Here is a 26,453-nt window from a genome sequence, read left to right as displayed (position 1 = left end):
GTGCGCTCAAACTCGCTCAGGACAGTTCAAAACCGCTCACGAAGGGCACGGCTTAGGACGAGTTCCGGGGCGAGTGCTGGGACGAATGGGACCGGCCGGACTTCCGAGCGGCCCCGCCCTCAGTACTCGCCCCTCATGGCTCCGGAACGGCACGCATACGATCCCGCGGACTCCCCCATGGACGCCTTGGGGAACCTACACTCGTCACATGGCACTGATCCACCAAGCCGAGCTGCGGCCCTCGAAGCGTGAGCTCGTCGCGGCCTGGTTGCCGGCACAGCCGTGGTTCCGGGGAGGCAATCTGGCGTCGCTGGCTCGCGTGGGCGCCTACCGGTTCGACGACCCCGACGGCGAGGTCGGCGTCGAAACGTTCCTCATGTCCCTGGACGGCACGGTCTATCACTTGCCGCTGACCTACCGGGCGGCTCCCCTGGACTGCGCCGAGGAGTGGCTCGTGGGCACCATGGAGCATTCCGTTCTCGGTCCGCGATGGGTCTACGACGGGTGCGGCGACCACGTATACATCGCCGCACTGGTGGGCGCTATGGTGGCGGGCCAGCCGCAGGCGCAGGAAGTCACCGAGGTCAACGGCGGCACGGAGGTCCGACAGCCGTCGATACTGATCAAGAGCCTGGGACCTGTTCTCCCGCTCGCCCCGCGCATGGGAATCCGCAGCCCGGTCACCGAGGACGAACACACCGTCGTCCGTTCCGGGGACCTGGTGCTGTCCGTGTCCCGGGTCCTGGACCTGGGAGGGCACATCGGCGGCAACTGGGCGCTGACCGCAACGTGGGCCGGTCGGCAGGAACCGGTCCAGCTCGCGTCGCTGAACCACGAGGGCAACTGACCGGAATTCGTTTCCGCCTTCGACGACGACACGCACCCCTATTGCGACGCCCTGGACCGTGGTATTCCGGATTCATGACGACTCATAGCAAGGCATTGGCCGCCGTCGCAGGCGGAACGCTGGCGGTCGCGCTGTTGGCGGGCTGCAGCAACAACACCGGTTCGGACGCGGCCGACGACGGTGCGGCAGGCGGTCCCACGGCCGCCCCTTCATCGCAGGACAGTTCGAGCCCCGCAAGTGCGTCCGCGTCCGAATCGGCGTCCGGCTCGGCGACGGAATCCGCCAGCTCGTCGGCGCCAGCGAGCGCCGAGGGAGGGGATGCGATCGCCACCGCGATCGAGACCGTCGAGGCCGACGGCCGCCAGGCGGTCGGCATCGAGCGGAAGGACAACGGGGGCGGAAGCTGGGAACTCGAGGTCCTGGACGGCGAAGAGCTCTTCCAGATCGAGGTCGACTCCTCGGGCCAGAACCCCGGGGCTCGCGAGCCGGAAGACACGGACGCCGGCGAGTTGGACCGGATCCGGTCCGCCACCGTCCCGCTCGCCGAGGCTCTCGAGACAGCCCGCGGCGAGGCCGCCGACCAGGATCTCCTGAAGGCGGAGATCGAGGACGAGGACAACGTCGTCGTGTGGAAGGTCGAGTTCGGCACGGACGGCGAGGAGATGATCGAGGTCTTGGTCGACGCCGCCAGCGGCGAGATCGTCAAGTAGGTTCCGGCTTCCCCCTGTTGTCCACGTCCCTCTAATTGTCCATGGCGCTCTGGTTCTCCACCTCCCCCTAGTTGTTCACGACGAACGCGGGCCTGCAGATGTGTGCGATGCCGGCGAGGATGGTGACCTTCGGCGCGTCGGGGCAGCTGTTCTCTGCCTCCCAGCCGATGAACTTCGATCCGTCGGCGGCCCGCGCCTCCAGCCGGACCTCCGTGCCCGCAGGGAAGAACGCGTTGCTGCAGGTGCCGGACGTGTCATTCGAGGTGAAGATGCAGTCGATGCCCGCGGGCGACGACGTGACGCGCCCCGACCCGGTTCCACCACGGGACAGCGAAACGCTTCCGGTGGTGCTGCTCTGTTCGTTCGTGACTGTCAGCGTCGAGGAACGAGTCACACCCTCGGCCGTGGCGATGATGGTCGAGGATTGGCTGTTGGTGACGGCCACCGTGGCGACTTCGAAGCTGGCCCTCGTCGCTCCTCCCGCAACGGTCACGGACGGGGGAACGGTTGCGACGGTCGTGTTGTTGCTGCTCAGGAAGACGGTGAACCCGCCGGAGGGCGCGGCCGCCGTGAGCGTCACCGTACCGGTGACCGGATTGCCACCCACCACGGTCGTCTGGCTCAGCACCAGCGTGGACAGCGCGGTTTGGGTGGTCGGGGGCGGGCTGCTCGGCGGCGGGCTACCTTGCACGGTGCATCCCGAGAGTCGCGCCGAGGTTGCCGTGGCCGAGCCGTCGTTGACGTCCACCGTGCAGTCGGCCGGGGCAACGAAGGACGATCGGTCGATTTTGAAGCGGCCCTTCCCGTCGCTCGTGCCCATGGCGATGCCGTCGACCGTGATGGTCCGGCTGGCGATGGCCGTGCCTTCCAGCCGGAGGGAGGTGCCCGTGAGTTCGGCCCGGGACACCGAGACCGCGGCGGCGGCCGGCGTGGCGAGGAACAGTGGGAACAAAAGCAGTGAAACCAAGAGAAGACCGATGGAGCCGAGATGATCCGGGGCTCCCTTCCGGGAACGCGTTTTCATGGTTATTCCTTAGAAACCTGGCGCGTGCCGGAGGGCAGGAAAACCGCGGCCGTGGCCTCGATGCCTTAAGGCTACGCCCGGGATTCTGGCGCGACAACGGCCTGCTGGCGCCACGGTTTCCGCATGCGCTTCCTAGCCGTTTTCCCCGGCGGTTCCGGGTCCCCGGGGATCCGGCCGAGCACCCTTTCCACCGGCCGGTGGCCCGCCCGTGCCGCCGGCGACCGGCGCCGTGGTGGTGTCCACACCGGCGGTGAGGCGGACCGTGTAGCCGTCGGCGGTCCCGGCCGTGGTGGCGCCGAGTTGGGTGGCGCCGCCGTCGTCCCCGAAGACGTTGTCCGACTCCAGCGTGACTCCGGCGAGGGTCCGGGCGGAGGATTCGTAGCCCGCGGTGGCGTACGCGACTTCACACGCCCCAGGCGGGAGAGCGACCTGCGAGGTGGCGATCGCGTTGGCCGCGTCCGTGATGGAATCGCGGTCGGGGTAGACCTCGAAGTGGATGTGGGGCCAGCGTCCGGGATAGCAGGCGGGGAAGACGCTGGTGAAGGTGACTTTGCCGTCGTCGTCCGCGATTTGGACGCCGCGCAGGTAGTTCTCCGACTCCACGCCCGATGAGTACATGGAATAGCGCCCTTCGCGGTCGCAGTGCCAGACGTGACACGGCGACGCCGGCGAACGGGACGCCGCCGTTGGCGAGGTCGGTGATCGTCAGTTCGAGCGCCATCGGGACGCCCTCGGCCGTGGTGGTGGATTCGCCGAAGCTGGTGCGGATGTCGCTGCGCACGATGCCGCTCTCCCCCAGCGCGTCCGGTCCGTTGGAGCCGTCCCCGGGATACGGGCCGGCGGTCGCGTCGGGAATCTCGCCGCCGGATGCGCCCGCCGTCGCGGAGGACGAGGACGACGTCGTGCCCGTCGCCCCGCAGGCCGCCAGTCCGAACGCCACGGTGCCGAGGCCGAACGCCTGCAGGACGTTGCGGCGGCGCAGCAGGGTGTCGACGTCGAAGCCGAGGCCCTGGTCCTCGATGTCCTCGTCAGGTCGGGGCAGCGTCCGGTTGCGGACGCGGGCCATGCGGTCCGCGGGGCAGTTCGCCGGGGCCCGCCGCGGGCCGTTCGACGGATTGTGCGCTGAGTTGCCCGCCGGGCTATGCGCCGGCTTGTGCGGCGAGCTTTTCGCCGAGGTGTTGGTGTTCTTCATGGCGTCTTCTCCCGTGCTGTTCGACTGGTCTCGAGCCTAGGAGGCCGTACTGTGGCGAAACTGTGGCGGATCTATCGGCCCGCTGTCAGGACGTCCGATCGACGGCGGCGAGGATCGCCTCCCCGTGGTCCGCTGGCCGGGTGAACTGCGGCCAGTGCCCGGTGGGGAGGTCCACCATCTCAAAGTCCTTGATGCGCTTGAGTTCGGACGGATACGGATGGTCTTCGTCCATCAAGCCCCGGAGCATCTCGGACGGGAACTCGCAGGTGATCACGGTGGCCGGGATGTCGAAGCGGCGCTCGTCGGCGAGTCGCTGCCTGTCCTGCGCAACCCCGCGCGGCTCCGGAATGGCGCGGGTGCGGAAGGCCTCTTTGATCTCGCCGGTCAGCCCGACCAGGTCCTCGTCCCCGAACACGTCCCAGTCCGGCAAGGGGACTTCGTCGCCGTCGGCCGGGAGCTCGTAGTTGATGAGCCCGCCGTCGCCGAGAGGGACGCAGTCCACGTACACGGCGCGCGCCACGCGGTCAGGCTTCGCGTCCACGGCGCCGTGGATGATGGCCCCGCCGCCCGAGTGCCCCACCAACACCACAGGGCCGCCGTCCAGGCCATCGACCACGGCCGTCACGGCGTCGATGTGGTCGCGCAGACCAATGCCGGCGCGTGGCGCGTGCACCGAATCCTTGCCGGGCAGGGTGAGTGGGTGGACGCGGTGCCCGGCGGCCGTCAGCGGCGGTGTCACTTCGTCCCACGAGGACGCGTCCAGCCAGAATCCGGGTACCAGGATGATGTCCATGTGCAGACGATACCTCCGTGCTAGTCGAAGAGCGCAAGGTGCAGCTCCGGATGGAAGTAGGTGTTGCGAAGCGGCCGTCGATCGGGGTCCACACGTGCTGGCGGGATCCAGAAGGGGACGCCTTTGATCATCCGTATCTCCCACTCCCCGTCATGCAGCAGGTGGTGGTGGAAAGGACAGACGAGGGCGCCGTTCGAGCAGTCGGTCTGGCCGCCGCGCGACCACCATTCGACGTGGTGCGCCTCGCAGGCGTCGCCGGGCACCGGGCATCCGGCCGAGGTGCATCCTCGATCCCTCGCGTACAGGATTTTTCGCTGTTCCTCGGTGAATAGCCGTTCGGACCTACCCGCGTCAAGCACTTGTCCGGCGCTGCCGAGGACGACGGGGATGACGTCCGCGTCGCAGGCCATCCGGCGGATGTGCCGGGGGTTGATGGTGCCGCTGTGGACGGCTTCGGAAATCTGCTTCCCGCGTTCGGCGACCTGTCCGAGGAGAGTCTGGTAGTCGATGATGACCATGACCTGCGGGCGGTTGCCGCCGTTGCGCGGAAGCTTGTTCGTGGCGAGCGCGACGCCGAGCGCGCCGAGTAGCCCGTCCAAAAGACGCTGGGGGCGGGTGCGCGGATCCTCCGGCGCCTGCACGGCTTCACCGTCGGCTGTCTCGGCGTAGGTGTCCGCGTCGGCCATGCTGCCGGTCGCGGTGCCGGCCATGCTGCCAGTCACGGCGCCAGTCACGGCGTCGGGCGTCTCTGGCTCTGGCGCGGTGGCGGCCCCCGCGTCAGTCTCATCCTCCGGTCCACCGATCGGAGACCCCGTTGCGTCGGGTGCCGCCTTGCGAGGGCCGGTGCGAGGATTAGCCGCCGGTGCGCAGGCGGCCAGCAGCTGTTCGGCCTGCGCGTCGTCCATGATCAGCTTGATGATGCGCATCCCGAACTTGCGTCCGCAATCGAAGACGCCCTGCATAAGTTTTTTGGTTTCCTCGGAGGGTTCTTTGCCGTCCTGGTCCAGACGGAGTTCCCACACGTCCGCGACCTTGTGCATGGTCTCCGGCCCGGCCTGAAGCGCCGTTTCCACGAGGCTCGTCTCCATGGCGTCGAGTTCGCGCTGGCCGCCTTCCGGGAGCTGTCTGGCTACGGGGGTGACGCGCGCGAGCTTGCCGGCAATCTGCCCCGCGAGCGTGGCCGACAAGTCCCCCGACTCGACGGCACGCGCGGCGACGGGATACCTCGGGGGCAGGGTTTCACCGGTCAACGACTTGCTCGGAAGCACGGCGTCGGCGGCCTGAAGGCGCTTGCGTGCCTCGGCTTGGCTGATGAGGAGGGTCTTGGCGAGATAGTCGGCCGTGGACTTGTACTCGGCGTGGCCGCCCGCCGCCTTCGCCGCGCCGAGCAGGGTGATGTTTTCACGATCCGCGGCCTGTGCCGCGACAATCTGGGCACGCTGGACCTCGTGGTGCAACCGCTCGATCTCGGGAAGCAGCGCAGCAAGTTCATCGCGGCTCAAGGGATGGGACGAGAAGGCCTCGGTCGCTCCGCGCACCAAAGTCCCCAGCGACCGGAAGTCCGGTCCTTGGGTCGTCAGCTCCGCCACCGAGGAAGTCATACATCCATCTTGTTCGAATATGTCTTCGATTTGAATCGCTTCCGGTCCAATGGGGACAACCGATACTTCTCCGCTCCTTGTGGAGGTCGAGTGGCCCATCGCCGCTCGCCACAACCACCGAGGGCCCCCGGTCCGCCGCCGGTGGGGTCGCGGCCGCGGCGGATTCTTCGATCCCTTGCGCATCCTCGACCGGACGAGGATCGTAACCCGGAGCACCAGCCGTCCGCGCAGCGCGGCAGCACACCCAGAACGGAGATCCAGATGAGCATTCCACCATCCGAGCCGGCCCCGTCCACCCCCGATCCCGGCCGACCGTTCCCGGATCCGTCGCCCTTTCCCCAACCGATGCCCGGGCCGGAGCCTTCGCCCGAGCCGGGACCCTCGCCGGACCCCGCGCCGGACCCGGGCCCCTCCCCCGTGCCCGAGCCGGAGATCCCGCGCCCGGATCCCACGGGCCCGCCGCGCGACGCCTGATCCGAACGCCAACACCACGACAAAACGACGCCGGTGCGGTCGCCCACCACGAGGCAACGTACGACGCCGACGCCTTGCCAACGGCACGACGGTGACGGCGGCGCCTCCTCGCCACACTGGACCTACGACGGTGCGGACGCCCGAAGCGGGGCGGCAACGGTATTGACTTAACGGGCGTCCATCAATTCAGCGCTTCCACGTCTCCTTCACGGCTTGGGCCACCTTCCGGTAGACCACTCTGGCCTCGGGCCCGGACGCGACCTTGTACAGTTCCTGGGCCGTGCCGAACACCTGCTTGGCCTTGCGCTGAATCTCCGGATCGCGGGCCAATCCCGCCGCGCGGTCCCTAGCGGCCAAGGCCCTGTTCCTCGCGTGCGCCAAGCGCCCGGCGTCCGCGGCGCCTCCGCCAAACTGATTGTTGCCCATGTCGCTCACGGCCATCCCTCTCGGTTGTAATAACACCATCGTAGGCATGACAGCCCCTGTCGGCTTGTCTTCATGTGGCTTGGGAGAACTCGCGGCGGATTCGCCGGCTGGGTCATCATCATCAACGGCGCAGACGGCTTGATTAGTGGCACCCTGCGCGGGAACGACGGCTGGTTCAAGGACGCATAAGGTCGCGATTCAGGAGGCGTTGACAGTGGCGAAGCCGGCGTGGGCCAGGCGGGCCGTAATTTAGACGGGCAAGGTCTGGGAGGTTGGCAGTGGGCCGTATTCGCCACGGTCCAGACCCGCTTTACGTTATTCATCAGACCGGCGGATCACCTGGCTGTCCGATATCAATGGCAAGGGCTAGTGTCATGTTCCATGGGGGAACAAGCGCGAATCGCGCTCACTATGGCAGAAAGACTCGCCGTGCAGTATCCGGCGGATCGGATCTTTTCGAAGACACCGGAACCGGGGCTGACACTCGTTCCAATGCTCCCTCGTTTCCGGCAGCCCAGAAATGGTCTTTTGGCAACCGCGCTCGCGAGCAGGTCCAAAGCTTCCGACATAGAGGTGAAGGTTCGCGGTCGGGTGGCGTGGCCAGCCGTAGAGCTCCGAAATCTGTCAGCTGCTCAGGCTAAAAAATTAGCCAAGGACACGAAGTTCTTTTGGCACGCTGGTCCGCGCGGCTGGAACGTGTGCTTCGCGGGGTCCCGCGGCTTTTCACCCGTTCGGTCGACGGCGGATTTCGTCCCTTCCGGGGAGTCCGGATTCGTAGCGGTGAGCCGCGGCGCCGGACTCGCAGCTGGCGCTCCTCCTTGGAAGAGCGCCCGGGTTCCCGGATGGCACTCGTCAGCCCTGGGAGCAAACTGTGATTGCGGCAGTGCAATCCAGCTGCTCGATTGGTGGCACCCAGATGCACTGCCCACCAGGAACAACCACGTCGCATTCTGCCCGCGCGGTTGTTATGCCCCTAGTCCGGTCGCCACCCGTTGGAAACGCATACTCCAGCATCGACGGGAATTCGACGCCAGCCTTGCCACGCAGAACCGTAAGGGGCGCGAATATAAGATTTACACAGTTGAAGTATCAGGCCTGTCCACTGCTGCCAAGACGGTCTATGTGGGTCAGACCAGCAAGTCGATCGACGAACGACTCCGCGAGCACGGCGATCCGAACCACCCTCGACCGGTCAGGATCTTCAACAAGAAGAACGGCGGAAAAGTCGGCGATCTTGTATCGCTGCCGATGCTGCAAGACATGCGCCTTCTGAGTCTTTCCGCTGCCCTTACCGGTGAGTCCTGGGTGGCGGAGGCCCTGCGGTTGAAAGGATTGCGGGTCGAAGGTGGGCATTAGGACAAGCCTCATGATTTTTGCTGCGCCGAAGCGGGCCAGAACATGACCATGAACATGCCGATATCCGAACACGGCGTTGAAGGGACACTGGGTAACCTCCGGAACCGGATACCCGGTCAGGCGGCGATGAGTGCCTGTCTCGAAATTCACCGGAACGACCCCGAACGCTCGTGGTTGCGGCGGGTATTCGGAGCCAGTCCACTCAGTACCGAGGCGTGGCCCTGGTACCAAGGTGCACTCGGCGAGGCCCGCGTGGGTCGGTTGCTCCAAAACATCGGTCCCGAATGGACGGTCCTGCACGCTGTGCCCGTGGGATCGGGCGACTCCGACATCGACCACGTCGTCATCGGGCCCGCCGGCGTGCTCACGCTGAACACCAAACACCACGCCGGCCAGGCCATCTGGATCGCAGGGAAGGCCGTCCTCGTGTCCGGAAAGAAGCAGCGCTACGTCCACGCTGCCGCCCACGAGGCGACGCACGCGGCCAAGCTGCTGTCCGCCGCGTCCGGACAGGATGTACAGGTGTCCGGCGTGCTCGTCTTCGTCGGGGCCAAAAACCTCAAGGTGAAGGACCGCTTCCCCGCCGTGGCCGCCGTCACCGACGGCCAGTTGTTGCGGCACCTCAAGCGGCTCCGGCCAACCCTCACGCCCGCACAAGTTGCCGCCGTCGGCGCCGCTGCGGCTCGACCCGAAACGTGGCACAAGAATCCCACACCAGCAGATTCGCCCGCCGCAGTCTCCGGCAATTTCGCAGCCCTACAATGGCGCGTCCGCGGGGCGCGTCGCCGCCGCATGGCGTGGGCAGGCGTCGCCTTCGCCGGATTCCTGGGAGCCGCGGCCTCCTTGCCGACTGCTCTGCCATTACTCGCGGATATGCTCGCAGCCCGATAGACAACGCAATGGCTCGACGCCGGTGCCGTATAGGTTAGCGCCCGCCCGCCGGACCTCGCGATGCAGGGCCATCCGGCGCCGGCTCACCCGAGGTCGGCTCCTCGCCCTCGACCTCCGAGCCCGCTTGCCGGGCCGCCCGAACCTTGGGATCCTGCGGCACCTCGCCGTGCGGCGGCGGGTTGTAGTACTTTTTGTACCGCTCGTCCTCGTGCTGGTGGTTCCCCACTGTGTCCTCCCGCGTGTGGTCCCGTGCCTCCACGGTGGCACCGCCGTCGGCCATATTCAACAGCGCGCGTTGACTCGGTGGAGATACTCCCGAACGGGTGCGTGCCAATTTAGAAACGCCCACGAAACTCCGGCGGTCTGTTCTGGCACCAGGCCTGCTGGGTCGATGATGCCTGTGGAGGTCTAGTGGCCCTTCACCGCCCGCCACGAGCGCGGAGGGACTGTCCGGTCCACCCACCGATGACCGGGTCCGAGCCCTCGCCTGAGCCGGGCCCGTCCCCCGTCCCCGAGCCGGAGATCCCGCGCCCGGACCCCACGATCCCGCCGCGCGACCCCTAGTCCGGACACTCAACGCCGAAGGCCCAATGCCAGAGACCCGACGCCGAACGCCAGCACCTCAACAGAACGACGCCGACGCGGTCGCCCACCGTGGGGGCCGAGCCGGCGTCGTCCGCTCAGGCGAGGGCGGACCGCGCCCGGCGCTGGAGGCCGTTCCCGCCAACTGCTTCACCTTCCGCTGGGCGTTGGCGTCCTTGGCGAAGCCCGCGGATGAAAGATGCCCGGGACGTGTCTGCGCGCTTTCCCGTTCTCGGACGGGCCCAATCGGACCGGCCCTTTGGGACCTGCCTGCGTCGTCTCGCGCGCGGCGGTTTGCCCGTCAGGACTCCAAAACCGCCCGGGCGAACGCCCGTTGCACGGGGTTGGGTCCCGCGGACCAGCATCCCGTTGCCCCGGGCCCCATCCCCACCACGCGCAGGACCTGGCCCAGCGGCTCCGGCAGCGCCGGCGCGTCCCGTACCGTCAGCGGCTCGCCGTCGCGGCGTTCGTAGCCCAGCATGCCCAGGCCCTCCAGCGCGCGGTCGATCCACTGATCGCGGCTTGCAGCACCCTCGGCCGCGACGATCAGCCAAAGCATCGCGTAGTGCCGCTGGACGGCGTTCGCCTTCCGGGGAACGGCGCGCCTCACCAGGTGGCTCCACAGGGAGCCGGTGGAGCGCGCCACCCGGAGTCCGGCCGCGGTCGCCACGAGCCGCCGCCCCTCGGCGCGTAGCAGGCCCGCCCGGATGGCGGCCTCGCGCAGGAACAGGATGCTGTGCGTATTGACCTCGGTCTTGCCGCCGAGACGGACGCTGCTCTCTTCCTCCCAGCCGAGGCCGGCGATCACCGTGCGCAGAGCGGCGGGCGTCAGGTATTCGGCCGCGGTCAGCGGCAGCCCGTCACCAGCGCACGCCTGAACCAACCAGCGGAAGGGTTCGACGGCGCCCGCCGCACCAACCGGCGCCGAGGCCGGGACAGCATCCGGCTCGCCCAGCGGGTCGACGCCCGCGCGGTGTAGCGCTGCCGCGAAGGAGAACGCGGGGTAGTCGTCCAGGTCAGCCAGCCAACGCGCCGCCAGGTGTCCGAAATCCCCCGGCGCGCCCACGGGCACGACGCCGGCATCACCACCATCACGCCCGTAGGGCCTGCCCAAGGCGAAGCAGACCGCGGAGCTGGCGGCACCGACGTCGTACACCTCGGGTTCGAAGGGCGTCCAGTAGGTGTCCTGCGCGTCGATCCACTCGGCCACCTCGGCGGCGTCGGGGTCCTCGGGTCGCGCCCCGGCAAGAGCGCGCGCCTCAAGCGCCGCGTACCAGCCGTGGAGACCACCCACGTCCTCGAGCGGAACGCGCAGGGCACCGTCGAGCACCAGCGCTTCCGGATCCTCGACGTTCGCGGGACGTTCGGACACGAGGCGGATGGTGTGCATCCAACCATCGCCGAAGTCGTATTCGTACCAGAGCGTGTCGCCGGCGAGGCGGAGCGCGCCCGCGACCGTCTCGCCGGTTTCGGGGAACTGGTTCGGTCCGTCCTCCTCGAACCGTTCGAGGGCGCCGCCGATCTCGGTCATTTGCCAGAATCGCGTGTCCCGTCGCTGATGCCCGCGGGGAGTGGCATAGGGGTCGCGGTCCATGAAGTGGTGCAGGTGCGAGTCGGTCCAGCCGAGCGCGGCCTGCAGGACCCGGTGGAAGCGGTCCAGCCCCATGGCGGCGTCGATCTCCAGCGTCCGCCAGATAGCAGGTTCCGATCCGACGAGCTCGACGTGGACGGTCAGAAGCGTGCGTTTATCCATGGGTCAAGTCTGCCGGACGCGCCCGTGACCGTCTCGTCAACCCCGAGACCCGCCCGCTAGTCACCTTCTCCCAGCGGTATAACGGAGTTATACTTAGGGAATGAAGACAGCGATCTCCATCCCCGACCATACATTTCAGCAGGCCGAATCGGCAGCCCAACAGCTGGGCATTTCGCGGTCCGAGTTCTTCACCAGGGCGGCTGAGCTACTCATCCGCAATTCGAAGTCCGAATCAGTGACCGCCCGCTTGAACGCCAGCTTGGAGCGGTCCGCAGAAAGTGACTCCGACTTTGCCACATCCGCCGGACGCCGAGCTCTCACCGGCACTGGAGCCGGAGAGGATTGGTGATCGAACGCGCCGGCATCTACTGGGCAGATCTGGGCCAGCCGGAAGGTAGCTCCCCAGCCAAGCGGCGGCCAGTCTTGGTGGTCCAAGCGGACACTTTCAATGAATCATCGATCCGCACGGTCCTCGCGGTGGCCATCACGTCCAACACCCGGCTGGCGACGATGCCCGGCAACGTCTTCCTGCCAGCCGGCAACGTGGGGCTACCCAAGGATTCCGTCGCAAATGTCAGTCAGCTGGTGACGTTGAACCGGTACGAACTTGTAGAGCGCGCCGGTGGTGTCCCCTCCGATCTGATGATGGACGTCGACCGCGGACTGGCGCTGGTACTGGGACTCTAGGCAGCCCCCGGCTCCGCCGTCGTAGACTCGGGACATGCCAATCACGCGCCTCACCCTCGCCTCCCACACACAGCAGTCCGACGTCGAGCAGCGCCGGGGCGCGCTGTGAGCGGCGGTCTCGTCGCCCTGCTGGACGACGTCGCGGCGCTCGCCCGCATCGCGGCCGCATCGGTGGACGACGTCGCCGCAGGCGCCGCCAAGGCGGGCGCCAAGGCCGCCGGCGTCGTGATCGACGACGCCGCCGTCACCCCGCAGTACATGTCCGGGGCGGACCCGTCCCGCGAGCTGCCGATGATCAAGCGGATCTTCTGGGGCTCGCTCCGCAACAAGCTGCTGATCATCCTGCCGGCGCTACTGCTCATCAGCTCCTTCATCCCGGCGGTCATCCCGTTCATCCTCATGGCCGGCGGCACCTACCTCTGCTACGAGGGCGCCGAGAAGGTGTGGCATAAACTCCGCGGCCACCACGACGCCGAGAAGGCACCGGCGGTGGACCGGGGACCGGACGCGGAGTCCAAGGTCATCAAGGGCGCCATCACCACCGACTTCATCCTCTCCTGCGAGATCATGGTCATCTCCATGAATGAGGTGGCGGACGAGTCCCTGTTGGTCCGGGGCGCCATCTTGGTCGTCGTGGCGCTGGCCATCACCGTGCTGGTGTACGGTGCCGTGGCGCTCATCGTGAAGATGGATGACATTGGGATGTACCTGACCACTAAGGACTCTGAGGGCGCCCAGCGCTTTGGTGCGATGTTAGTTAAGAGCATGCCCGCCGTCTTGGCCGCGATCACGTTAGTCGGGACCGTGGCCATGTTGTGGGTCGGCGGCCACATCATGCTGCAGGGCGCCTACGATCTGGGCTGGCACGCGCCGTATGATCTGGTCCACGTCCTAGAGTCCCCGTTCGGCGGGATTGCGGTGGTGGGCGGCTTCTTGGTCTGGCTGGTGAACACGCTGGCCTCCGCCGTCCTGGGCCTCGCTTGGGGCCTGGCCGTCATGGCCGTGGTGCAGCCGCTCCTGAAGGTCTTGCCGCTCGGCAAGGACAAGGACGGGCATCAGGAGGGCGACGTTCGCGCCGCCGTCGCTGGGTATCGGCCCAAAAAGCACGACGCCGGTCCCGGCGCCTAACGCGAGCTGGCCCCGTGCTGGCGGGGCATTCAGGAGTGGGCGTGGACTGCTCCATGATCGAGCCCGCAGCCCGGGAGCCGTGCTCCATCGCGGATTCTATAGAGGCGGTTGATCGGGGCGAACGTGTAGAAAACCATGGACCCGTAGAGCAGGTTCTCGCGCCCGTCTGGTGAAAGCTCCACCCAATCGGGGAAAACTTGCAGCGGGTAGCGCTCGGCAAGGTCGTGCACGCCGTCAATCTCACCCCGCGCGGCGACCTCAGCGACTATGGCATCGACCTGCGCTTGGAACGCCTCCTTGATGGTCCGCAAGAGCTTCGGGTTGAGGATCCGAGTCACGACGTCGCGGGCGGCCGTGTGGTTGGGCGGGTCGGCCTCCAGCAGGAGCGACGGCGGACGCCACTGCTTCTGCTTCGCGAATTCGGAGAGGCCTACGCCGCGGGAGGACACGAACGTGCCGTGGTCGGCCAGAAGACCTCACGCCAGTTGTATGCCTCGTTGCCTCAGTCAGCGGGACCGTGTCCCAGAGATTCAAATAGAGGGGTTGACACGGGGTACGGCATGGACAACACTTTCATTTGGAAGTATTCCAAAGAAAACAAAGGAGTTTCTTATGCGTCACGGTGACATCTCATCTAGCCCGGACACAGTGGGCGTCGCGGTCGTCAACTACAAGATGCCACGCCTGCACACAAAGGGCGAGGTACTCGAAAATGCCCGCAAGATCGGCGACATGGTCCTTGGCATGAAGCAGGGCCTGCCAGGCATGGACCTAGTCATCTTCCCTGAGTACTCCACGCAGGGGATCATGTACGACAACGATGAAATGTTCGCGACAGCCACCACCGTTCCGGGCGAGGAGACCGAGATCTTCTCCGCTGCCTGCCGGGAGGCCGACACTTGGGGAATCTTCTCGATCACCGGGGAGCAGCACGAGGACCACCCGAAAAAGCCGCCGTACAACACCCTCATCCTGATCAACAACCACGGCGAGATCGTCCAGAAGTACCGTAAGATTTTGCCCTGGGTCCCGATCGAGGGATGGTACCCCGGGGACACCACGCACGTAACCGAAGGCCCGAAGGGGCTGAAGGTCTCCCTCATCATCTGCGACGATGGAAACTACCCTGAGATCTGGCGCGACTGCGCCATGAAGGGCGCCGAGCTCATCGTCCGCTGCCAAGGCTATATGTACCCGGCCAAGGAGCAGCAGGTCCTCATGTCCAAGACCATGGCTTGGGCCAACAACTGCTACGTGGCCGTCGCAAACGCCGCCGGGTTCGACGGCGTCTACTCCTACTTCGGACACAGCGCCATCATCGGCTTCGACGGACACACGCTCGGCGAGACCGGGGAGGAGGAGTACGGCATCCAGTACGCCCAGCTCTCCGTGTCCGCCATCCGTGATGCGCGCGAGAATGACCAGTCTCAGAACCACCTCTTCAAGCTGTTGCACCGCGGCTACACCGGCATACACGCGGCAGGTGACGGTGACAAGGGCGTGGCCGAGTGCCCGTTCGACTTCTACAAAACTTGGGTCACCGACGCCCAAAAGGCCCAAGAGAATGTCGAAGCGTTCACCCGCGACACGGTGGGAGTGGCCCAATGCCAGGTCGGGCCCCTCCCGTCCAAGAAGGAAATGACCGTTTAGTACAAGACCTCGCGGCGGGGCGCCGGACTACAGGTCCGGCGCCCCGCTCATCTGGAGACTGCCATGCCTTTTATCAATGATCGACTCAATGACACCAAGCAGCAGCACCTCACCAAGGAACTGGACCGCCCCGAACCCGAAAGCGCGTCACCTGCCGACTCTCGCCGGGCAGTAACGGACGGCCTCGACCTTGAGTCGATCCGCACCCATTTGCACCGTCGGATTGTCGGCCAGGAAGACGCCGTAGAAGCCGTCGTCCGCTCCGTTGCCGTAGGCCGCGCGGGCGTCGGCGACCGCGACCGCCCCTTGGCCAACGTGCTCTTGCTAGGCCCCACGGGCGTAGGGAAGACAGAGCTCGTACGCCGGCTGGCTGCGGTCCTACGGTCGGGACCCGACGACCTCTCTCGCATCGACATGAGCTCCTTATCGCAGGAGCACTACATGGCCTCCCTGACCGGGGCTCCCCCGGGATACGCAGGGGCGAAGGAAAATTTCTCGCTTTTTGACCGTTCCAAAATTTCCGGGGATCCCTACATGCCCGGCATCGCGCTGTTCGACGAGGTGGAGAAGGCTCACCGCTCCGTCCACCGCGCCATGCTCCATGTGATGGACCACGGGCTACTGAAGTTGGCCAACGGTCAGGAGACAATCAACTTCCGCAACGCCTACGTCTTCATGACCTCCAATCTCGGCTCGGCCGAACTTCTGGGACGCAGCCGCAGCTGGCTACGTAGAGCCGCGGACAATGCTGTCCGGCGCGCCGGGGGGGCCGAGTGGCCGCTCTACCATCGCCTTATCAAGGCCGAGGACACCCTGCTGGTCCGCAAGGCGCTCGAAGGGTTTTTCGAGCCCGAATTCATCAACCGCATTGACGAGGTCGTAGTATTCAATCCGCTCGCAGACCAGCATGCGGTTGCCATCGCGGAGCTGGAGATCCACGATCTGGTCCGCCGATGCTCTGCGCGCCGGATCGAATTAGTCGTGGACCCCGAGGTTCCGGGCTTCGTCAGCGCCAGGGGCTTCGACCGGGCCTACGGCGGACGCAGCATCAAGCGTCTGGTGCGAGAACAGGTGGCTACACCGGTGGCCAGGACTGCACTCGCCGTGCGCGGCTCCTCAGGTGAGCACATACGCATAACCGCCGAATTGCGGGACGGCGCGGTCGTTGCCGTCCCCGTTGAGTCATAGTCGATCGATGATCTCGAAATCGAGGCCGTCCACCCGAGCCAGATGGACCGGGTGGACGGCCTGGTTACCGTGAAACTGCACCGTGCCACGGGGACCGTCATAGCCCAGTTCTCCGACGACCCGGTTCATGTCCTGGACACAGACGGAACCAGCGAGCCGCGCCAAATGCGCCAGAGTATGCATGCCCTCGTAGCAGGACTCGGCCACGTTGTTAAGGGGCGGGGCACCCGTCCCATGGAAGGCGGCATACCTAGCCTGCAGGTCGAATGACCCCGGAGTGACCAAGGTACGGAAGAAACCGGCCGAGACATAGAGGGCCTCCGTCGCGTCGCATCCACTCGCCATGAGCATGTTCTCCTCCATCAGCGGGCTGTAACGCACCATACGGTCGCTGAGGCCACGCTCGGCGAAAAGACGATTGAACAGGGCGGCCTCGTGGCCCACGAGCAGCATCAGCACCCCGTCGCAGTCGGCCTCCGCCACCTCCTCCACGAGCATGTCCACGTGGCCCGCATCCATGCGCACGAACGACTGCCCTGCGATGTCGATCCCGAGCTCGGCGCAGGCCTGACTCAACACCGCCGCGGTCTGCCGCGGCCAGACGTAGTCGTGGCCCACCACCCACCAACGGCGCTTCCCGAGGTTCTCGGCCATCCACACCAGGGCGGGAAGGATCTGAAAATTCGGTACCTCACCGCTGCAGTAGACCCCCGAGCGGTGCTCGCCCCCTTCATACAGCGAGGTGTAGACGTACGGCAGGCGACCGTCGATGGCCGGCACCAGTGCGTGGCGCACGGAGGAGATGTGCCATCCCGTCACAGCGTCGAGGCGACCCTCTGCTGCCAGGGTGGACACCCGCATGGCCACCTCGGCGGCCGGTTGGCCAGCGTCGATAAACTCCAACTCGACCTCCCGGCCCAGCACCCCGTTCTCTTGATTAAACTCCGCCGCGGCCAGTTCGGCCACCGCCTGGCACGAGGGGCCAAAGATCCCTGCGCTGCCCCGGAGCGGAACGATCATTCCCACACGCCAACTGGGCGCTCGGTTAGGCATGAAAGTCCTTTCAAGCTGAGATCTGTGTCACTCACCTTGGCACGGAATAGTTTCATGTGTAAAGGTTAATTCTGAAAGTTAAGCGTGACGGAGGGAGTGGTCTGTATGCCGGTAACTACAGCGGATGTGGGGTTGGTGGCCGCTCTCACTGCTGCGTCGCGGCGTCTCCACAGCCACATGCACACGGCGGTCTCTCCGGAAGGGCTCACGGTGGAGCAGTGGTCTGTGCTGGATCATGTGGCCAGGACTCCCGCGGCGGTTGCCATGTCCGCGGTGGCCGAAGCGTCGGGCCTGACGGGCCCCAGCCTCACTCGGGCGGTCGACAAGCTTGTGACGTCTGCGCTGATGTTCCGGGAGGTAGACGCTGGCGACCGGAGGCGCGTACTGGTGAAACTCTCCAAGAGGGGCGCTGAGGTTCACGCGCGCCTGGCGCCACGGGTGGAAGCCGCCGAACACCAGTTGGCCGGCAGCCCTTCGGCCGCCGGCGAACTGATCGAAATGCTAGGCGGGCTGGCCCGCTAGCTGTATTGACCACTGAGGTTGGGTACGCGGGACGCCGGTGGAAGTCCTCGTAGCGAAGTGTGGCCTCGATGGTGATTGTAGTGGTGTTGCCAGGCTTCGAAAGCGGCAACGCGTTCGGTCTCCGAGGTGTAGGCGCGGGCGTAGGCCCATTCCTCGAGCATGGTGCGGTTGTAGCGCTCGACCTTGCCGTTGGTTTGGGGCCGGTAGGGACGGGTGCGCTTGTGCTTGATGTCCGGGCCCAGGGCATCCCGGAAGGCGTGGGAACGGTAACAGGATCCGTTGTCGGTCAGCACGCGCCGCACCTCGATCCCGCAGCTGTTGAAGTGGGCGTTGGCCCGTTCCCAGAACGCGGCAGCCGTCTCCTTTTTCTCGTCGCCGAGGATCTCGGTGTACGCGAGGCGGGAGTGGTCATCGACCGCGTTGTGCAGGTACGCGTAGCCGGGCCTGCGGTTCGCCGCGGTGCCGGTCTTGTTCCGCCGGCCGGCGGCCTTGCCCAAGGTCTTGTGGCCGCCGCCGTCGGGGATCCGGCCCAGCTTCTTGATGTCGACGTGGACCAGGTCCCCGGGGCGTTCGTGTTCGTAGCGGCGGATGTTCCGGCCGGTGGCGCGGTCCTGCCACTTCAGCTTGGAGAGCCCGTGGCGGGAGAGGACCTTGTGCACCGTCGAGGGATGCATCCCCAGGCGGTACCCGATGCGCGCCGGACCCCAGCGGCGGTTCGCGCGCAGCGCGATGATCCGGCGTTCGCGGCGGACCGGGGTCCGGTGCCGGCAGCCCACGGGCCGGCTGGAACGGTCGTCCATGCCCTCGGAGCCGAGCTCGCGGTAGCGCCCTGCCCACCGGGCGGCGGTGGTGACCGAGACCTGGAAGCGCTCTGCGGCCCGCCGCAGGGGCCAGCCGTCGTCGACGATGGTTTTGGCCAGGGACAAGCGCCCCCTCGGCGCGAGACGTGCGTTAGCGTGGACCATGGAAGGCCTCCTGTGGTGAGACGGACTCTGAATAAGCCCACACTCACCCGGAGGTCTTCCTTGGTTCAATCACCCACGCCGAGCGTTACCAACGTTCGTGGTCAATACAGCTAGCTCGTCCGCCGGGGCTGGCACAGCATTCGGGGCAACGGGGGCCCGCTTCCCGAGGATCGCCGCCACAACGGCAAGGGCACCGAGTATCACCAGCAGTCCTACCGCACCGGCCGCGCCGGGCACCCACGCATCGCGCATTAGTAGTACGGCAGGAACGGACGTGGTGGGAATCGCCCACAGTGTAACCAACCACCCTGCCACCGGCGTTAGTTCCGCCTTACCCAAAGCTAGGAGGGCGAAGAACAGCAGCCACAACACCGACCATGCCAACCAAATGACCCCGAACGCGAGGTCGCCAGCGACTGCGGAGTCCACCGCGAGGTATACGGCCGAAGCCGACACGAAGAGCGAAAACCATCCAATGCCCTCGCCGGAGATGCCCGCTAGGTTGGCCACACCGACATACAGGTAGGTGAATCCGAAGAGGAGGATCGGGAAGGTCGCATGGATTGTTGCCGCATCTCCACCCGACTGGGCCACGATCATCAGAGGCATGACGCACTGCAGCCCGCCGACCAGAATGTTAAGGACTCCGGCACTTCTAGCAGGGACGCGTCCCAGTAGCATCAGTCCATTGACAAACAGGACAGCACCGACGTAAAAGAGTCCAACTGCACTCACGACCTACCTCCAAAGGGCTTCATTGCCCGTCTAGTTTCAAATGAAAATAATACATTAGAAACTACCGCGGTCCCGGTAGCTCGTCAATGGGATGAAGCGCTTTTCAAGGACGCTGCATACCCGACAAGCTGTCTGTATAGGTCCTGACGAATACACGCCTTTTGCAAGGCGTGCCGTCACGCGCATTGTTGGTGTGTACCCCGCCATGGCAAAGACCGCGCTGCGGCAGTCGTGCGGCGGCATGCGATAGCTCTGGGATAGATGCGCCATTCGGGAATCCTGCCACTGCTACACCCAGCACCCGGCGGAGCGCGCGCGGGTTAGGTGCACACCCAATCGTCACCCGTAACCGCACTGCCCTATACCTTTCCCACAATTCCGGGTCTACCATCGGGCTATGTCCGCCCCACTCGACGCATATGCGAAGGCCTTGGACCGGGCGAGGCACCACGCCTTCGAATGGCTCAACTCGGTGCCGCAGCGGGGCGTCGGCCCCACGGCCACGGCCGATCAGCTCGCCCCGCGTTTCTCGCAGCCGCTCCCGGACGGTCCCAGCGATCCGGCGGCCGTAGTCGACGAGCTCGCCAGACTGGCCGAGCCCGGGCTGATGGCCATGCAGTCAGGCCGGTTCTTCGGGTGGGTCATCGGCGGGACCCTGCCGGCCGCGCTCGCCGCCGACTGGCTGGTCAGTGCGTGGGACCAGAACGCCGGCATGCGCTTCGCGACGCCTGCCACGGCCGCGATTGAGGAGGCCGCGGGCGGGTGGTTGCTGGAGCTGCTCGGGCTGCCGGCGGGGTCCGACGTCGGATTCACGACCGGCGCGACGATGGCGAATTTCGCGGGGTTGGCGACCGGGCGGCAGCATGTGCTGACGGAGGCGGGCTGGGACCTGGACCGGGACGGGCTCTGCGGGGCGCCGCACGTGCGGGTATTCGTGGGCGCCGAGCGGCACGCGGTCATCGATCTGGTGCTGAAGTATCTGGGCCTGGGCGCGCCCGTCGTAGTGCCGGTCGACGGCGCGGGCCGGCTCCGTGCCGATGTGCTGGCGGAGGCGATGGACGCACATTCTGGGCCGTCGCTGGTGTGTCTTCAGGCCGGGAACATCCATTCGGGCGCGTTCGATCCGATGCGCGAGGCGGCGAAAATCGCGCACGAGCGTGGTGCGTGGGTGCACGTGGACGGCGCGTTCGGGTTGTGGGCCGCGGTCAGTCCGCGCTGGGCAGCGGAATTGGACGGGCTGGCGACAGCGGACTCGTGGGCGACCGACGCGCACAAGACGCTGAACGTCCCCTACGACTGCGGGATCGCGGTGGTATCGCGGCCGGAGGCGGTGCGGTCGGCGCTCGGCGTACACAGCAGCTACCTAGTTGCGGACGACCACGGCCCGGGCGACCCGTACGAGAAGGTTCCCGAGCTGTCCCGTCGGGCGCGCGGCGTTCCGGTGTGGGCCGCGCTGCGATCGCTCGGCAGGTCCGGGACCGTGGAGCTGGTCGAGGGCTTGGCCGAGGCGGCCCGATCGCTGGCGGACGGCATGCGCTCGATCCCGGGCGCGGAGGTACTCAACGACGTGGTGTTCACCCAGGTCTGCACGAGCTTCGGAACGGACCAGCGCACGCAGGAGATCACGAAGCGGCTGATCGCGGACGGAACGGCGTGGATGTCGGGCTCGCGCTGGAGGGACCGCGACGTGCTGCGGATCTCGGTGAGCAACTGGGCCACGAACGCGGAGGACGTGCGGCTCTCCGTCGAGGCGGTGGCGCGGGTGGCGGCACTGGTGGGTCAAGTCCATTTGCGTGGTGTAACGCGTTTGCCGCGTGATTCTTGGGTTGCTTAGGCGCTGAGCGCCAGGTCGGGCTGGGTGTCCTCCTTCTTGTCCGTCTCGGCGGCGGGTGTGGTGCCGACGGCTTGTGATTGCTGGATGAGGTCGAGGCCGAGGTAGCGGCGGGACTCGGTCCATTCATCGTGCTGCTCGGCCAGTACTGCGCCGACGAGGCGGATCAGGGCGGGGCGGTCCGGGAAGATCCCGACCACGTCTGTGCGCCTACGGATCTCCTTGTTCAGCCGTTCCTGGGGGTTGTTGGACCACACCTGGCGCCAGAGTCCCTTGGGGAAGGCGGTGAACGCGAGGATGTCCTCGCGGGCGGCCTCGAGGTGGTCCGCGGCCTTGGGCAGCTTCTCGGCCAGGGCCGCCAAGACGCGGTCGAACTGGGCGTGCACGGACACCGCGTCGGGCTGGTCGTAGACCGAGTGCAACAGGGTCTTGACCCACGGCCAGCTGCTCTTGGGCGTGGCGGACATCAGGTTGGCCGCGTAGTGGGTTCGGCAACGTTGCCACGCGGCACCGGGCAGGGTCGCGCCGATGGCGGCGACGAGCCCGGCGTGGGCGTCTGAGGTCACCAGCTTCACCCCGGTCAGGCCGCGGGCGCTCAGGTCGCGGAAGAAGCCCAGCCAACCGGCCCCGTCCTCGGCGGAGGAGGCTTGGATGCCCAGGACCTCCCGATGGCCGTCGGCGTTGACCCCGACGGCGACCATCGCGTGCACGTTCACCACGCGGCCGCCCTCGCGGACCTTCAGGACCAGGGCGTCGGCGGCGACGAACGTGTACGGTCCGGCGTCGAGCGGGCGGGTGCGGAACGCCTCGACCTGGGCGTCCAGGTCTTGGGCCATGACCGAGACCTGGGACTTCGAGAGCTTGGTGATCCCGAGGGTCTCGACGAGCTTCTCCATCCGCCTGGTACTGACGCCGAGCAGGTAGCTGGTGGCGACCACGGTTGTCAGCGCGGCCTCCGCGCGGCGCCGGCGCTCGAGTAGCCAGTCGGGGAAATACGACCCCGAGCGTAATTTCGGTATCGCCACGTCCAGCGTCCCGGTCCGGGTGTCGAAGTCCCGGTGGCGGTACCCGTTGCGGGAGTTCGTCCGGTCCTGGGAGCGGGCACCGTAGTCGGCGCCGCAGACAGCGTCGGCCTCGGCGCTCATCAGGGCGTTGACGAAGGTGGTCAGCATCTGGCGCATCAGGTCCGGCGAGGCTTGTTCGAGCTGTTCTGACAGGAAGCGGGCAGGATCGATAACATGGGGTGCGGTCATCGCGTGGTCTCTCTTTCGAAACGTACTTTGGTAGGTCGTTTCAAGAATCACGCGGTGGCCGCCTCACGTTCGGGATCAACACGCCCGAGCCCGGGCTGTTACACCACGCTAATGGGCACTACTCACTGGTGCCGTAGGAATCGGCAGTCAAAGCACGACGCCGGCCCCGGCGCCTAGCAGGGCTGGGCGCAGGATCGCACGCATCCCGCTTCCGGGCCTGCGGATCGATCAGTTCCGGTTGAGGCCGAACTGACGTGTCATCAGTGCCGCCTTGTAGTGGGACTCGGCCGAGTTCACCTCCGAGGAGGGCGTGCTCGGCCCGAACACGCGGAGCAGGCTGAAGACGAAGTGCCGGGCATGGTCAGTCTTCTCCCCTGCCGCTTCGCCCGGCGCGCTGACGTGGGCCAGCTCGCGGAGGGCGACGTTACCGCCGTGGCCATCACGCGCGTAGGCCGCCCACCGGCCGAGGATGCGTTCGGCGCCGTCGGCCTTGCCGACGTACTGCTTGCCGTTGGTGGAATCCGTGATGAGGTAGATCCCTTGGACCTCCGATAGGGCAACGCGCCAGTCGGCGTAGCGGGCATCTTCCACCATGTCGCGCAGTTGCCGGTGGGTGAGCAGTACGCCGTCGAACCCCGGGAAGGGGACCGTGTCCCGGTCCGCGATCTCCAACACGGGCATACGCGCGGCGCTGTCGGACTTAGCGCTCCGGTGCCAGCTGCGAGGGTTGTCCCATTCGACCACCAGCCGGTCGTTGAGCGGCGCAAGGAAGCCTGTCGGGCGTAGGTCGAAGCTACGGTACGTCGCAGTACGTTCCGCGGGTAGTTCGCCGTGGTTCTCGAAGGTGCCCCAGAGTCGGGATCGGCGTTGACCGTCGGCGACGAGGACCACCCAATACCGGGGAGGATGCGCAGGGAAACGGTGGGACGCGATGGCCTGAACCCGGGTGTACGCGAGGATCCGCTCCTCGGTCAGGTCCTCCGGCCCCCGCAGTGCATGGGCGTCTCCCGCCTTGAACGAGTGGCGGATGATGTGAATGTCCTCCAGCCGGACTACCGGTTCAATATCCGCTCCCATGCCGGTCAGCACATGGCCGAGGGTGAGGGACACACCCGATAGCGGCGAGGCAGAAACCGACGTCTCCGCAGACACGGACAGGGCAGGAGGTTGTAGTTCAGACACGGGAACACCCTATGCCACCGACCCGGCCGCCCCGGTGTCGAACCGACCACTCGTCTCACCTTCGCCGAAATCAGACTCCACTAGGTCCGCGAGAGCGTCGATGGCATCCCTGACGTTGGGGGCCGCGGTGGCGATCTCCATGTCGCGTCCGCGGACGAGCCCGCGGGCCCTGATAGCGAGCACGCTCGTCGCGTCCTCGCCGTTCACGGTGATCTGGGCGGGGAACGTGCTGGCGAGTCCCGCGAGCTCGGCCGCCGGGCGCGCATGGAGTCCTGCTAAGTTCACGACGGTCACGTGCCGCGAGTATGCGGCGGAACCTGCTGCCCCATCGGTCGGTGAAGGGACCGCGGCGGCCGGAACAGCCGCAACCGGAACAGCGGCGGCCGGGACGGCGGTCCGGGCGGCCACCGCAACCGCGTCGCGGTCCCCGCCGGTCTGCGCCGCGACGGCGGCGGCGACCCCGCCCTCCACGAGCGGGGCGTCGACGATCCCCACGCGGGACCGTTCGTCGTCGTTCAGGAAGTCCAGCGCGGTCTCGGCGGTGAGGATGGCGGAACTGGTGCCGATGCCGCCGTCGTCCATTCCGCCGGCGGCCACGAGGGCAACGTCCGGCGCCATCTGCCGCGCCAGGTCCACCAGTCCTTCGGCGATCTTGGCGCTGTGGGAGACGAAGACGAGGCCGACGGTCATGGCGCCACGCCGCCGGCGGCGTCCGCCGCCGCCCTGAGCAGCAGGGCGGTCGACTGGGCGCCGGGGTCGCGGTGCCCGATCGCGCGCTCGCCCAGGTAGCTGGCGCGCCCCTTGCGCGCGACGAGGGGCTCGGTCGCCGCCGCGCCCTGCTCCGCGGCGTCCACGGCGGCCGCGAGGACGGCGGCTGCGTCCGCGTCTTGCCCGACGGCGGCATCGGCGTCGTCGACCGCCGGGGTCCACGCGTCGACCATGGTCTTGTCGCCGCTCTCGGCCTTCCCCCGGAGTACGACGCCGTCCCTCGCCGCCCGGAGCAGCGTGGCGATTGCGCCGCCGTCGAGTTCGGACAGCCCGGCCACGGCGCCGGCCGCCTTCAGGTACGCGGTTCCGTACAGCGGTCCCGCCGCCCCGCCGACGGTGGAGATGAGTGTGGTCGCCACGAGCTTGAGCACGTCGGCGGGGATGGCCTCGGCCGGCAGGTCGTCGAGCTTGGCGGCGACGGCGGAGAAGCCGCGGTCCATGTTCTCGCCGTGGTCGCCGTCGCCGATGTCGCGGTCCAGGGTGTTGAGCTCCATCCGGTTCCCGGCGATGACGTCGGCGCTCGTCCGCACCCAGTCGATGGTCCATTCGGCACCCAGGCTCATCGGGTTTCCTCTCCTTGGTTGGCGGTCACGGCTCGGGTAGCCGCGGTTCAGCGGCCCCAGCGCAGGGCGGCGGTCTGGACGGGCGCGTCCCAGAGTTCGGTCAGGGCGTCGTCGAGCTTGAGGACGGAGAGGGAGAACCCCTGCATCTCCAGCGCCGTCGTGTAGTTGCCCACGAGCGACCGGGTGACCTCGATCCCCCGCTCGGCGAGCGCCTGCGCCGCGTGGCGGTAGGCGATGTACAGCTCGAGCTGCGGCGTCCCGCCCATCCCGTTCACCAGGAGGAGCACCTTGTCCCCGGACGCGAAGGGGAGGTCCTCGAGGATGGGACCGAGCAGCCGGTCGACGATCTCGTCCGCCGGCTGCAGCTTGGCCTTCTCCCGCCCCGGTTCGCCGTGGATGCCGATGCCGATCTCGATCTCGTCGTCCGCCAGCGTGAAGCTCGGTTCCCCCGCGTGCGGCACGACGCAGGGGGCGAGTGCCACGCCCATCGAACGGACCTGGCCGATCACCTTCTCGGCGACGGCGGCCACCTCGTCGAGGGAGTCCCCGCGCTGGGCGGCCGCGCCGGCGATCTTCTCGACGAACACCGTGCCCGCCACCCCGCGGCGGCCGGCGGTGTACAGCGAGTCCTGGACCGCGACGTCGTCGTTGACGATCACGCTCCGCACCTCGATGCCGTCCGCGCCGGCGAGGTCGGCCGCGGTCTCGAAGTTGAGCACGTCGCCGGTGTAGTTCTTGACGATGTGCAGCACACCGCGGCCGCCGTCCACCGCCGCCGTCGCGGCGACGATGGGATCCGGGGTGGGCGAGGTGAAGACGGCGCCGGGGACGGCGGCGTCCAGCATCCCGTATCCGACGAATCCGCCGTGCATCGGCTCGTGTCCGCTGCCCCCGCCGGAGACGATGCCGACCTTGTCCGACGGGGCGTCCGCCCTCGCGAGGTACAGCGGATCGGCCGACGCGCGCACGATGTCCGCATGCGCGGCTGCGAATCCCTCGACCGCCTCGGTGACGACGTTCTTGGGATCGTTGATGAGCTTCTTCATGGGACTCTCCTATTGAGCGCGTACCGGCATCGGTGCGGGATGGGCAGTCTGCACTCAACCTATCCGCCGCGTGCGGGTGCGGGGAAGAGGTTCACACGGCCAAAGGGGTGACATGCGGTGCGGTGACCCAACGATCCGCAGAGCGCTCACTTGGGTGGCGCCGCTGGTGCCGACGGGCGTACCTCGCGGACTCGCAGATCCGGCTGCTTCCTGCAGCTGCAAATCTAGTTGGC

Annotated in this window: 27 protein-coding genes and 1 pseudogene; 12 read left to right on the top strand and 16 right to left on the bottom strand. The window is 67.1% G+C overall.

Annotation, left to right across the window (positions count from 1 at the left end):
• Window positions 1-208 precede the first annotated feature (208 nt).
• Window positions 209-847 carry a CG0192-related protein gene (locus AC0QSG_RS16485; protein WP_475376194.1) on the top strand — a complete coding sequence of 213 codons (639 nt, stop codon included), beginning with the start codon at window positions 209-211 and terminating at the stop codon, window positions 845-847.
• Window positions 848-921: 74 nt separating this feature from the next.
• Entirely contained in the window at window positions 922-1,557 is a 636-nt protein-coding gene (locus AC0QSG_RS16480; protein ID WP_475376193.1) for a PepSY domain-containing protein, read from the top strand.
• Window positions 1,558-1,624: 67 nt separating this feature from the next.
• Here the strand turns inward: AC0QSG_RS16480 and AC0QSG_RS16475 are convergent, their stop codons facing one another.
• Together AC0QSG_RS16475 and AC0QSG_RS16470 are read right to left on the bottom strand one after the other, a co-directional pair.
• A complete protein-coding gene (locus AC0QSG_RS16475) occupies window positions 1,625-2,581 on the bottom strand; it encodes a hypothetical protein (protein ID WP_435727368.1) in 957 nt (318 codons plus the stop codon).
• Window positions 2,582-2,713: 132 nt separating this feature from the next.
• Window positions 2,714-3,199 carry a peptidase associated/transthyretin-like domain-containing protein gene (locus AC0QSG_RS16470; protein ID WP_475376192.1) on the bottom strand — a complete coding sequence of 162 codons (486 nt, stop codon included), beginning with the start codon at window positions 3,197-3,199 and terminating at the stop codon, window positions 2,714-2,716.
• 80 nt (window positions 3,200-3,279) lie between these two features.
• Between AC0QSG_RS16470 and AC0QSG_RS16465 the strand changes: the two genes are divergently transcribed.
• Window positions 3,280-3,813: a hypothetical protein gene (locus tag AC0QSG_RS16465; RefSeq protein ID WP_475376191.1), complete on the top strand. Its 534-nt coding sequence runs from the start codon at window positions 3,280-3,282 to the stop codon at window positions 3,811-3,813.
• A 45-nt stretch (window positions 3,814-3,858) separates the two neighbouring features.
• Here the strand turns inward: AC0QSG_RS16465 and AC0QSG_RS16460 are convergent, their stop codons facing one another.
• The 3 genes from AC0QSG_RS16460 to AC0QSG_RS16450 all read right to left on the bottom strand — a co-directional run bounded on the left by AC0QSG_RS16460 (window position 3,859) and on the right by AC0QSG_RS16450 (window position 7,067).
• On the bottom strand, window positions 3,859-4,566 hold the full coding sequence (locus tag AC0QSG_RS16460; protein WP_475376190.1) for an alpha/beta fold hydrolase: 708 nt from the start codon (window positions 4,564-4,566) through the stop codon (window positions 3,859-3,861).
• A gap of 20 nt (window positions 4,567-4,586) precedes the next feature.
• Complete coding sequence (locus AC0QSG_RS16455; protein ID WP_475376189.1) at window positions 4,587-6,167, bottom strand: HNH endonuclease signature motif containing protein; 1,581 nt, start codon at window positions 6,165-6,167, stop codon at window positions 4,587-4,589.
• Window positions 6,168-6,827: 660 nt separating this feature from the next.
• The gene (locus AC0QSG_RS16450) at window positions 6,828-7,067 is read right to left on the bottom strand and encodes a hypothetical protein (RefSeq protein ID WP_435727362.1); all 240 of its coding nucleotides are present in this window, start codon (window positions 7,065-7,067) and stop codon (window positions 6,828-6,830) included.
• Between the two features lie 1,122 nt (window positions 7,068-8,189).
• Here AC0QSG_RS16450 and AC0QSG_RS16445 point away from each other — a divergent pair.
• Together AC0QSG_RS16445 and AC0QSG_RS16440 are read left to right on the top strand one after the other, a co-directional pair.
• Window positions 8,190-8,423: a hypothetical protein gene (locus AC0QSG_RS16445; RefSeq protein WP_435727361.1), complete on the top strand. Its 234-nt coding sequence runs from the start codon at window positions 8,190-8,192 to the stop codon at window positions 8,421-8,423.
• Window positions 8,424-8,675: 252 nt separating this feature from the next.
• Window positions 8,676-9,314, top strand: coding sequence for a nuclease-related domain-containing protein (locus AC0QSG_RS16440; RefSeq protein WP_475376188.1), 639 nt, complete (start codon window positions 8,676-8,678; stop codon window positions 9,312-9,314).
• 34 nt (window positions 9,315-9,348) lie between these two features.
• On the opposite strand, the gene AC0QSG_RS16435 is transcribed toward AC0QSG_RS16440, so the two are convergent.
• Both AC0QSG_RS16435 and AC0QSG_RS16430 read right to left on the bottom strand, forming a co-directional pair.
• A complete protein-coding gene (locus AC0QSG_RS16435; RefSeq protein ID WP_475376187.1) occupies window positions 9,349-9,600 on the bottom strand; it encodes a hypothetical protein in 252 nt (83 codons plus the stop codon).
• Between the two features lie 597 nt (window positions 9,601-10,197).
• Window positions 10,198-11,649, bottom strand: coding sequence for a plasmid pRiA4b ORF-3 family protein (locus AC0QSG_RS16430; protein ID WP_475376186.1), 1,452 nt, complete (start codon window positions 11,647-11,649; stop codon window positions 10,198-10,200).
• Between the two features lie 345 nt (window positions 11,650-11,994).
• Between AC0QSG_RS16430 and AC0QSG_RS16425 the strand changes: the two genes are divergently transcribed.
• Both AC0QSG_RS16425 and AC0QSG_RS16420 read left to right on the top strand, forming a co-directional pair.
• A complete protein-coding gene (locus tag AC0QSG_RS16425; RefSeq protein WP_475376185.1) occupies window positions 11,995-12,336 on the top strand; it encodes a type II toxin-antitoxin system PemK/MazF family toxin in 342 nt (113 codons plus the stop codon).
• Window positions 12,337-12,441: 105 nt separating this feature from the next.
• The gene (locus AC0QSG_RS16420; protein ID WP_475376184.1) at window positions 12,442-13,464 is read left to right on the top strand and encodes a DUF808 domain-containing protein; all 1,023 of its coding nucleotides are present in this window, start codon (window positions 12,442-12,444) and stop codon (window positions 13,462-13,464) included.
• Window positions 13,465-13,493: 29 nt separating this feature from the next.
• Here the strand turns inward: AC0QSG_RS16420 and AC0QSG_RS16415 are convergent, their stop codons facing one another.
• Window positions 13,494-13,913, bottom strand: a complete 420-nt coding sequence (locus AC0QSG_RS16415) for a hypothetical protein (protein WP_475376183.1) — start codon at window positions 13,911-13,913, stop codon at window positions 13,494-13,496.
• Between the two features lie 163 nt (window positions 13,914-14,076).
• Between AC0QSG_RS16415 and AC0QSG_RS16410 the strand changes: the two genes are divergently transcribed.
• On the top strand, window positions 14,077-15,114 hold the full coding sequence (locus tag AC0QSG_RS16410) for an aliphatic amidase (protein WP_475376182.1): 1,038 nt from the start codon (window positions 14,077-14,079) through the stop codon (window positions 15,112-15,114).
• A 63-nt stretch (window positions 15,115-15,177) separates the two neighbouring features.
• Window positions 15,178-16,302 carry an AAA family ATPase gene (locus AC0QSG_RS16405; RefSeq protein ID WP_475376181.1) on the top strand — a complete coding sequence of 375 codons (1,125 nt, stop codon included), beginning with the start codon at window positions 15,178-15,180 and terminating at the stop codon, window positions 16,300-16,302.
• On the opposite strand, the gene AC0QSG_RS16400 is transcribed toward AC0QSG_RS16405, so the two are convergent.
• On the bottom strand, window positions 16,297-17,322 hold the full coding sequence (locus AC0QSG_RS16400) for a substrate-binding domain-containing protein (RefSeq protein WP_475376180.1): 1,026 nt from the start codon (window positions 17,320-17,322) through the stop codon (window positions 16,297-16,299). The genes AC0QSG_RS16405 and AC0QSG_RS16400 overlap by 6 nt on opposite strands.
• Window positions 17,323-17,460: 138 nt before the next feature.
• Here AC0QSG_RS16400 and AC0QSG_RS16395 point away from each other — a divergent pair.
• Window positions 17,461-17,676 (top strand): annotated as a pseudogene (locus AC0QSG_RS16395) (hypothetical protein); the annotation flags it as partial.
• Window positions 17,677-17,742: 66 nt separating this feature from the next.
• Window positions 17,743-17,877, top strand: a complete 135-nt coding sequence (locus AC0QSG_RS16390) for a hypothetical protein (RefSeq protein ID WP_475377354.1) — start codon at window positions 17,743-17,745, stop codon at window positions 17,875-17,877.
• Here AC0QSG_RS16390 and AC0QSG_RS16385 read toward each other — a convergent pair.
• The gene (locus AC0QSG_RS16385) at window positions 17,874-18,842 is read right to left on the bottom strand and encodes an IS481 family transposase (RefSeq protein WP_475376179.1); all 969 of its coding nucleotides are present in this window, start codon (window positions 18,840-18,842) and stop codon (window positions 17,874-17,876) included. The genes AC0QSG_RS16390 and AC0QSG_RS16385 overlap by 4 nt on opposite strands.
• Window positions 18,843-18,911: 69 nt before the next feature.
• Window positions 18,912-19,577, bottom strand: a complete 666-nt coding sequence (locus AC0QSG_RS16380; protein WP_475376178.1) for an AmiS/UreI family transporter — start codon at window positions 19,575-19,577, stop codon at window positions 18,912-18,914.
• A 397-nt stretch (window positions 19,578-19,974) separates the two neighbouring features.
• Between AC0QSG_RS16380 and AC0QSG_RS16375 the strand changes: the two genes are divergently transcribed.
• Window positions 19,975-21,411 (top strand): pyridoxal phosphate-dependent decarboxylase family protein, encoded by a 1,437-nt coding sequence (locus AC0QSG_RS16375; protein WP_475376177.1) that lies wholly within the window; start codon window positions 19,975-19,977, stop codon window positions 21,409-21,411.
• Here the strand turns inward: AC0QSG_RS16375 and AC0QSG_RS16370 are convergent.
• From AC0QSG_RS16370 to dhaK, 5 genes are all read right to left on the bottom strand, one after another.
• The gene (locus AC0QSG_RS16370; RefSeq protein WP_475375262.1) at window positions 21,408-22,661 is read right to left on the bottom strand and encodes an IS256 family transposase; all 1,254 of its coding nucleotides are present in this window, start codon (window positions 22,659-22,661) and stop codon (window positions 21,408-21,410) included. The genes AC0QSG_RS16375 and AC0QSG_RS16370 overlap by 4 nt on opposite strands.
• A 228-nt stretch (window positions 22,662-22,889) precedes the next feature.
• Window positions 22,890-23,843: a GIY-YIG nuclease family protein gene (locus AC0QSG_RS16365; RefSeq protein WP_475376176.1), complete on the bottom strand. Its 954-nt coding sequence runs from the start codon at window positions 23,841-23,843 to the stop codon at window positions 22,890-22,892.
• A 9-nt stretch (window positions 23,844-23,852) separates the two neighbouring features.
• Window positions 23,853-24,533, bottom strand: a complete 681-nt coding sequence (locus AC0QSG_RS16360; RefSeq protein ID WP_475376175.1) for an HPr family phosphocarrier protein — start codon at window positions 24,531-24,533, stop codon at window positions 23,853-23,855.
• The gene (gene dhaL / locus AC0QSG_RS16355; RefSeq protein WP_475376174.1) at window positions 24,530-25,174 is read right to left on the bottom strand and encodes a dihydroxyacetone kinase subunit DhaL; all 645 of its coding nucleotides are present in this window, start codon (window positions 25,172-25,174) and stop codon (window positions 24,530-24,532) included. The genes AC0QSG_RS16360 and dhaL overlap by 4 nt, the downstream gene beginning before the upstream one ends.
• Before the next feature lie 47 nt (window positions 25,175-25,221).
• Window positions 25,222-26,220, bottom strand: coding sequence for a dihydroxyacetone kinase subunit DhaK (gene dhaK / locus AC0QSG_RS16350; protein WP_475376173.1), 999 nt, complete (start codon window positions 26,218-26,220; stop codon window positions 25,222-25,224).
• Between the last annotated feature and the right edge of the window lie 233 nt (window positions 26,221-26,453).

It is taken from the genome of Arthrobacter sp. LT660, assembly GCF_056172845.1.
Note: the sequence above shows the minus strand (reverse complement) of the source record. Positions and strands in the feature narration are given on the sequence as shown.

Bases quoted from the DNA above. Each gene is read 5' to 3' on its own strand.
- AC0QSG_RS16485 (WP_475376194.1), top strand. From the start codon at position 209: ATGGCACTGATCCACCAAGCCGAGCTGCGGCCCTCGAAGCGTGAGCTC.
- AC0QSG_RS16480 (WP_475376193.1), top strand. From the start codon at position 922: ATGACGACTCATAGCAAGGCATTGGCCGCCGTCGCAGGCGGAACGCTG.
- AC0QSG_RS16475 (WP_435727368.1), bottom strand. From the start codon at position 2,581: ATGAAAACGCGTTCCCGGAAGGGAGCCCCGGATCATCTCGGCTCCATC.
- AC0QSG_RS16470 (WP_475376192.1), bottom strand. From the start codon at position 3,199: ATGTACTCATCGGGCGTGGAGTCGGAGAACTACCTGCGCGGCGTCCAA.
- AC0QSG_RS16460 (WP_475376190.1), bottom strand. From the start codon at position 4,566: ATGGACATCATCCTGGTACCCGGATTCTGGCTGGACGCGTCCTCGTGG.
- AC0QSG_RS16455 (WP_475376189.1), bottom strand. From the start codon at position 6,167: ATGACTTCCTCGGTGGCGGAGCTGACGACCCAAGGACCGGACTTCCGG.
- AC0QSG_RS16450 (WP_435727362.1), bottom strand. From the start codon at position 7,067: ATGGGCAACAATCAGTTTGGCGGAGGCGCCGCGGACGCCGGGCGCTTG.
- AC0QSG_RS16430 (WP_475376186.1), bottom strand. From the start codon at position 11,649: ATGGATAAACGCACGCTTCTGACCGTCCACGTCGAGCTCGTCGGATCG.
- AC0QSG_RS16410 (WP_475376182.1), top strand. From the start codon at position 14,077: ATGCGTCACGGTGACATCTCATCTAGCCCGGACACAGTGGGCGTCGCG.
- AC0QSG_RS16405 (WP_475376181.1), top strand. From the start codon at position 15,178: ATGCCTTTTATCAATGATCGACTCAATGACACCAAGCAGCAGCACCTC.
- AC0QSG_RS16400 (WP_475376180.1), bottom strand. From the start codon at position 17,322: ATGATCGTTCCGCTCCGGGGCAGCGCAGGGATCTTTGGCCCCTCGTGC.
- AC0QSG_RS16385 (WP_475376179.1), bottom strand. From the start codon at position 18,842: ATGGTCCACGCTAACGCACGTCTCGCGCCGAGGGGGCGCTTGTCCCTG.
- AC0QSG_RS16375 (WP_475376177.1), top strand. From the start codon at position 19,975: ATGTCCGCCCCACTCGACGCATATGCGAAGGCCTTGGACCGGGCGAGG.
- AC0QSG_RS16370 (WP_475375262.1), bottom strand. From the start codon at position 22,661: ATGACCGCACCCCATGTTATCGATCCTGCCCGCTTCCTGTCAGAACAG.
- AC0QSG_RS16360 (WP_475376175.1), bottom strand. From the start codon at position 24,533: ATGACCGTCGGCCTCGTCTTCGTCTCCCACAGCGCCAAGATCGCCGAA.
- dhaL (WP_475376174.1), bottom strand. From the start codon at position 25,174: ATGAGCCTGGGTGCCGAATGGACCATCGACTGGGTGCGGACGAGCGCC.
- dhaK (WP_475376173.1), bottom strand. From the start codon at position 26,220: ATGAAGAAGCTCATCAACGATCCCAAGAACGTCGTCACCGAGGCGGTC.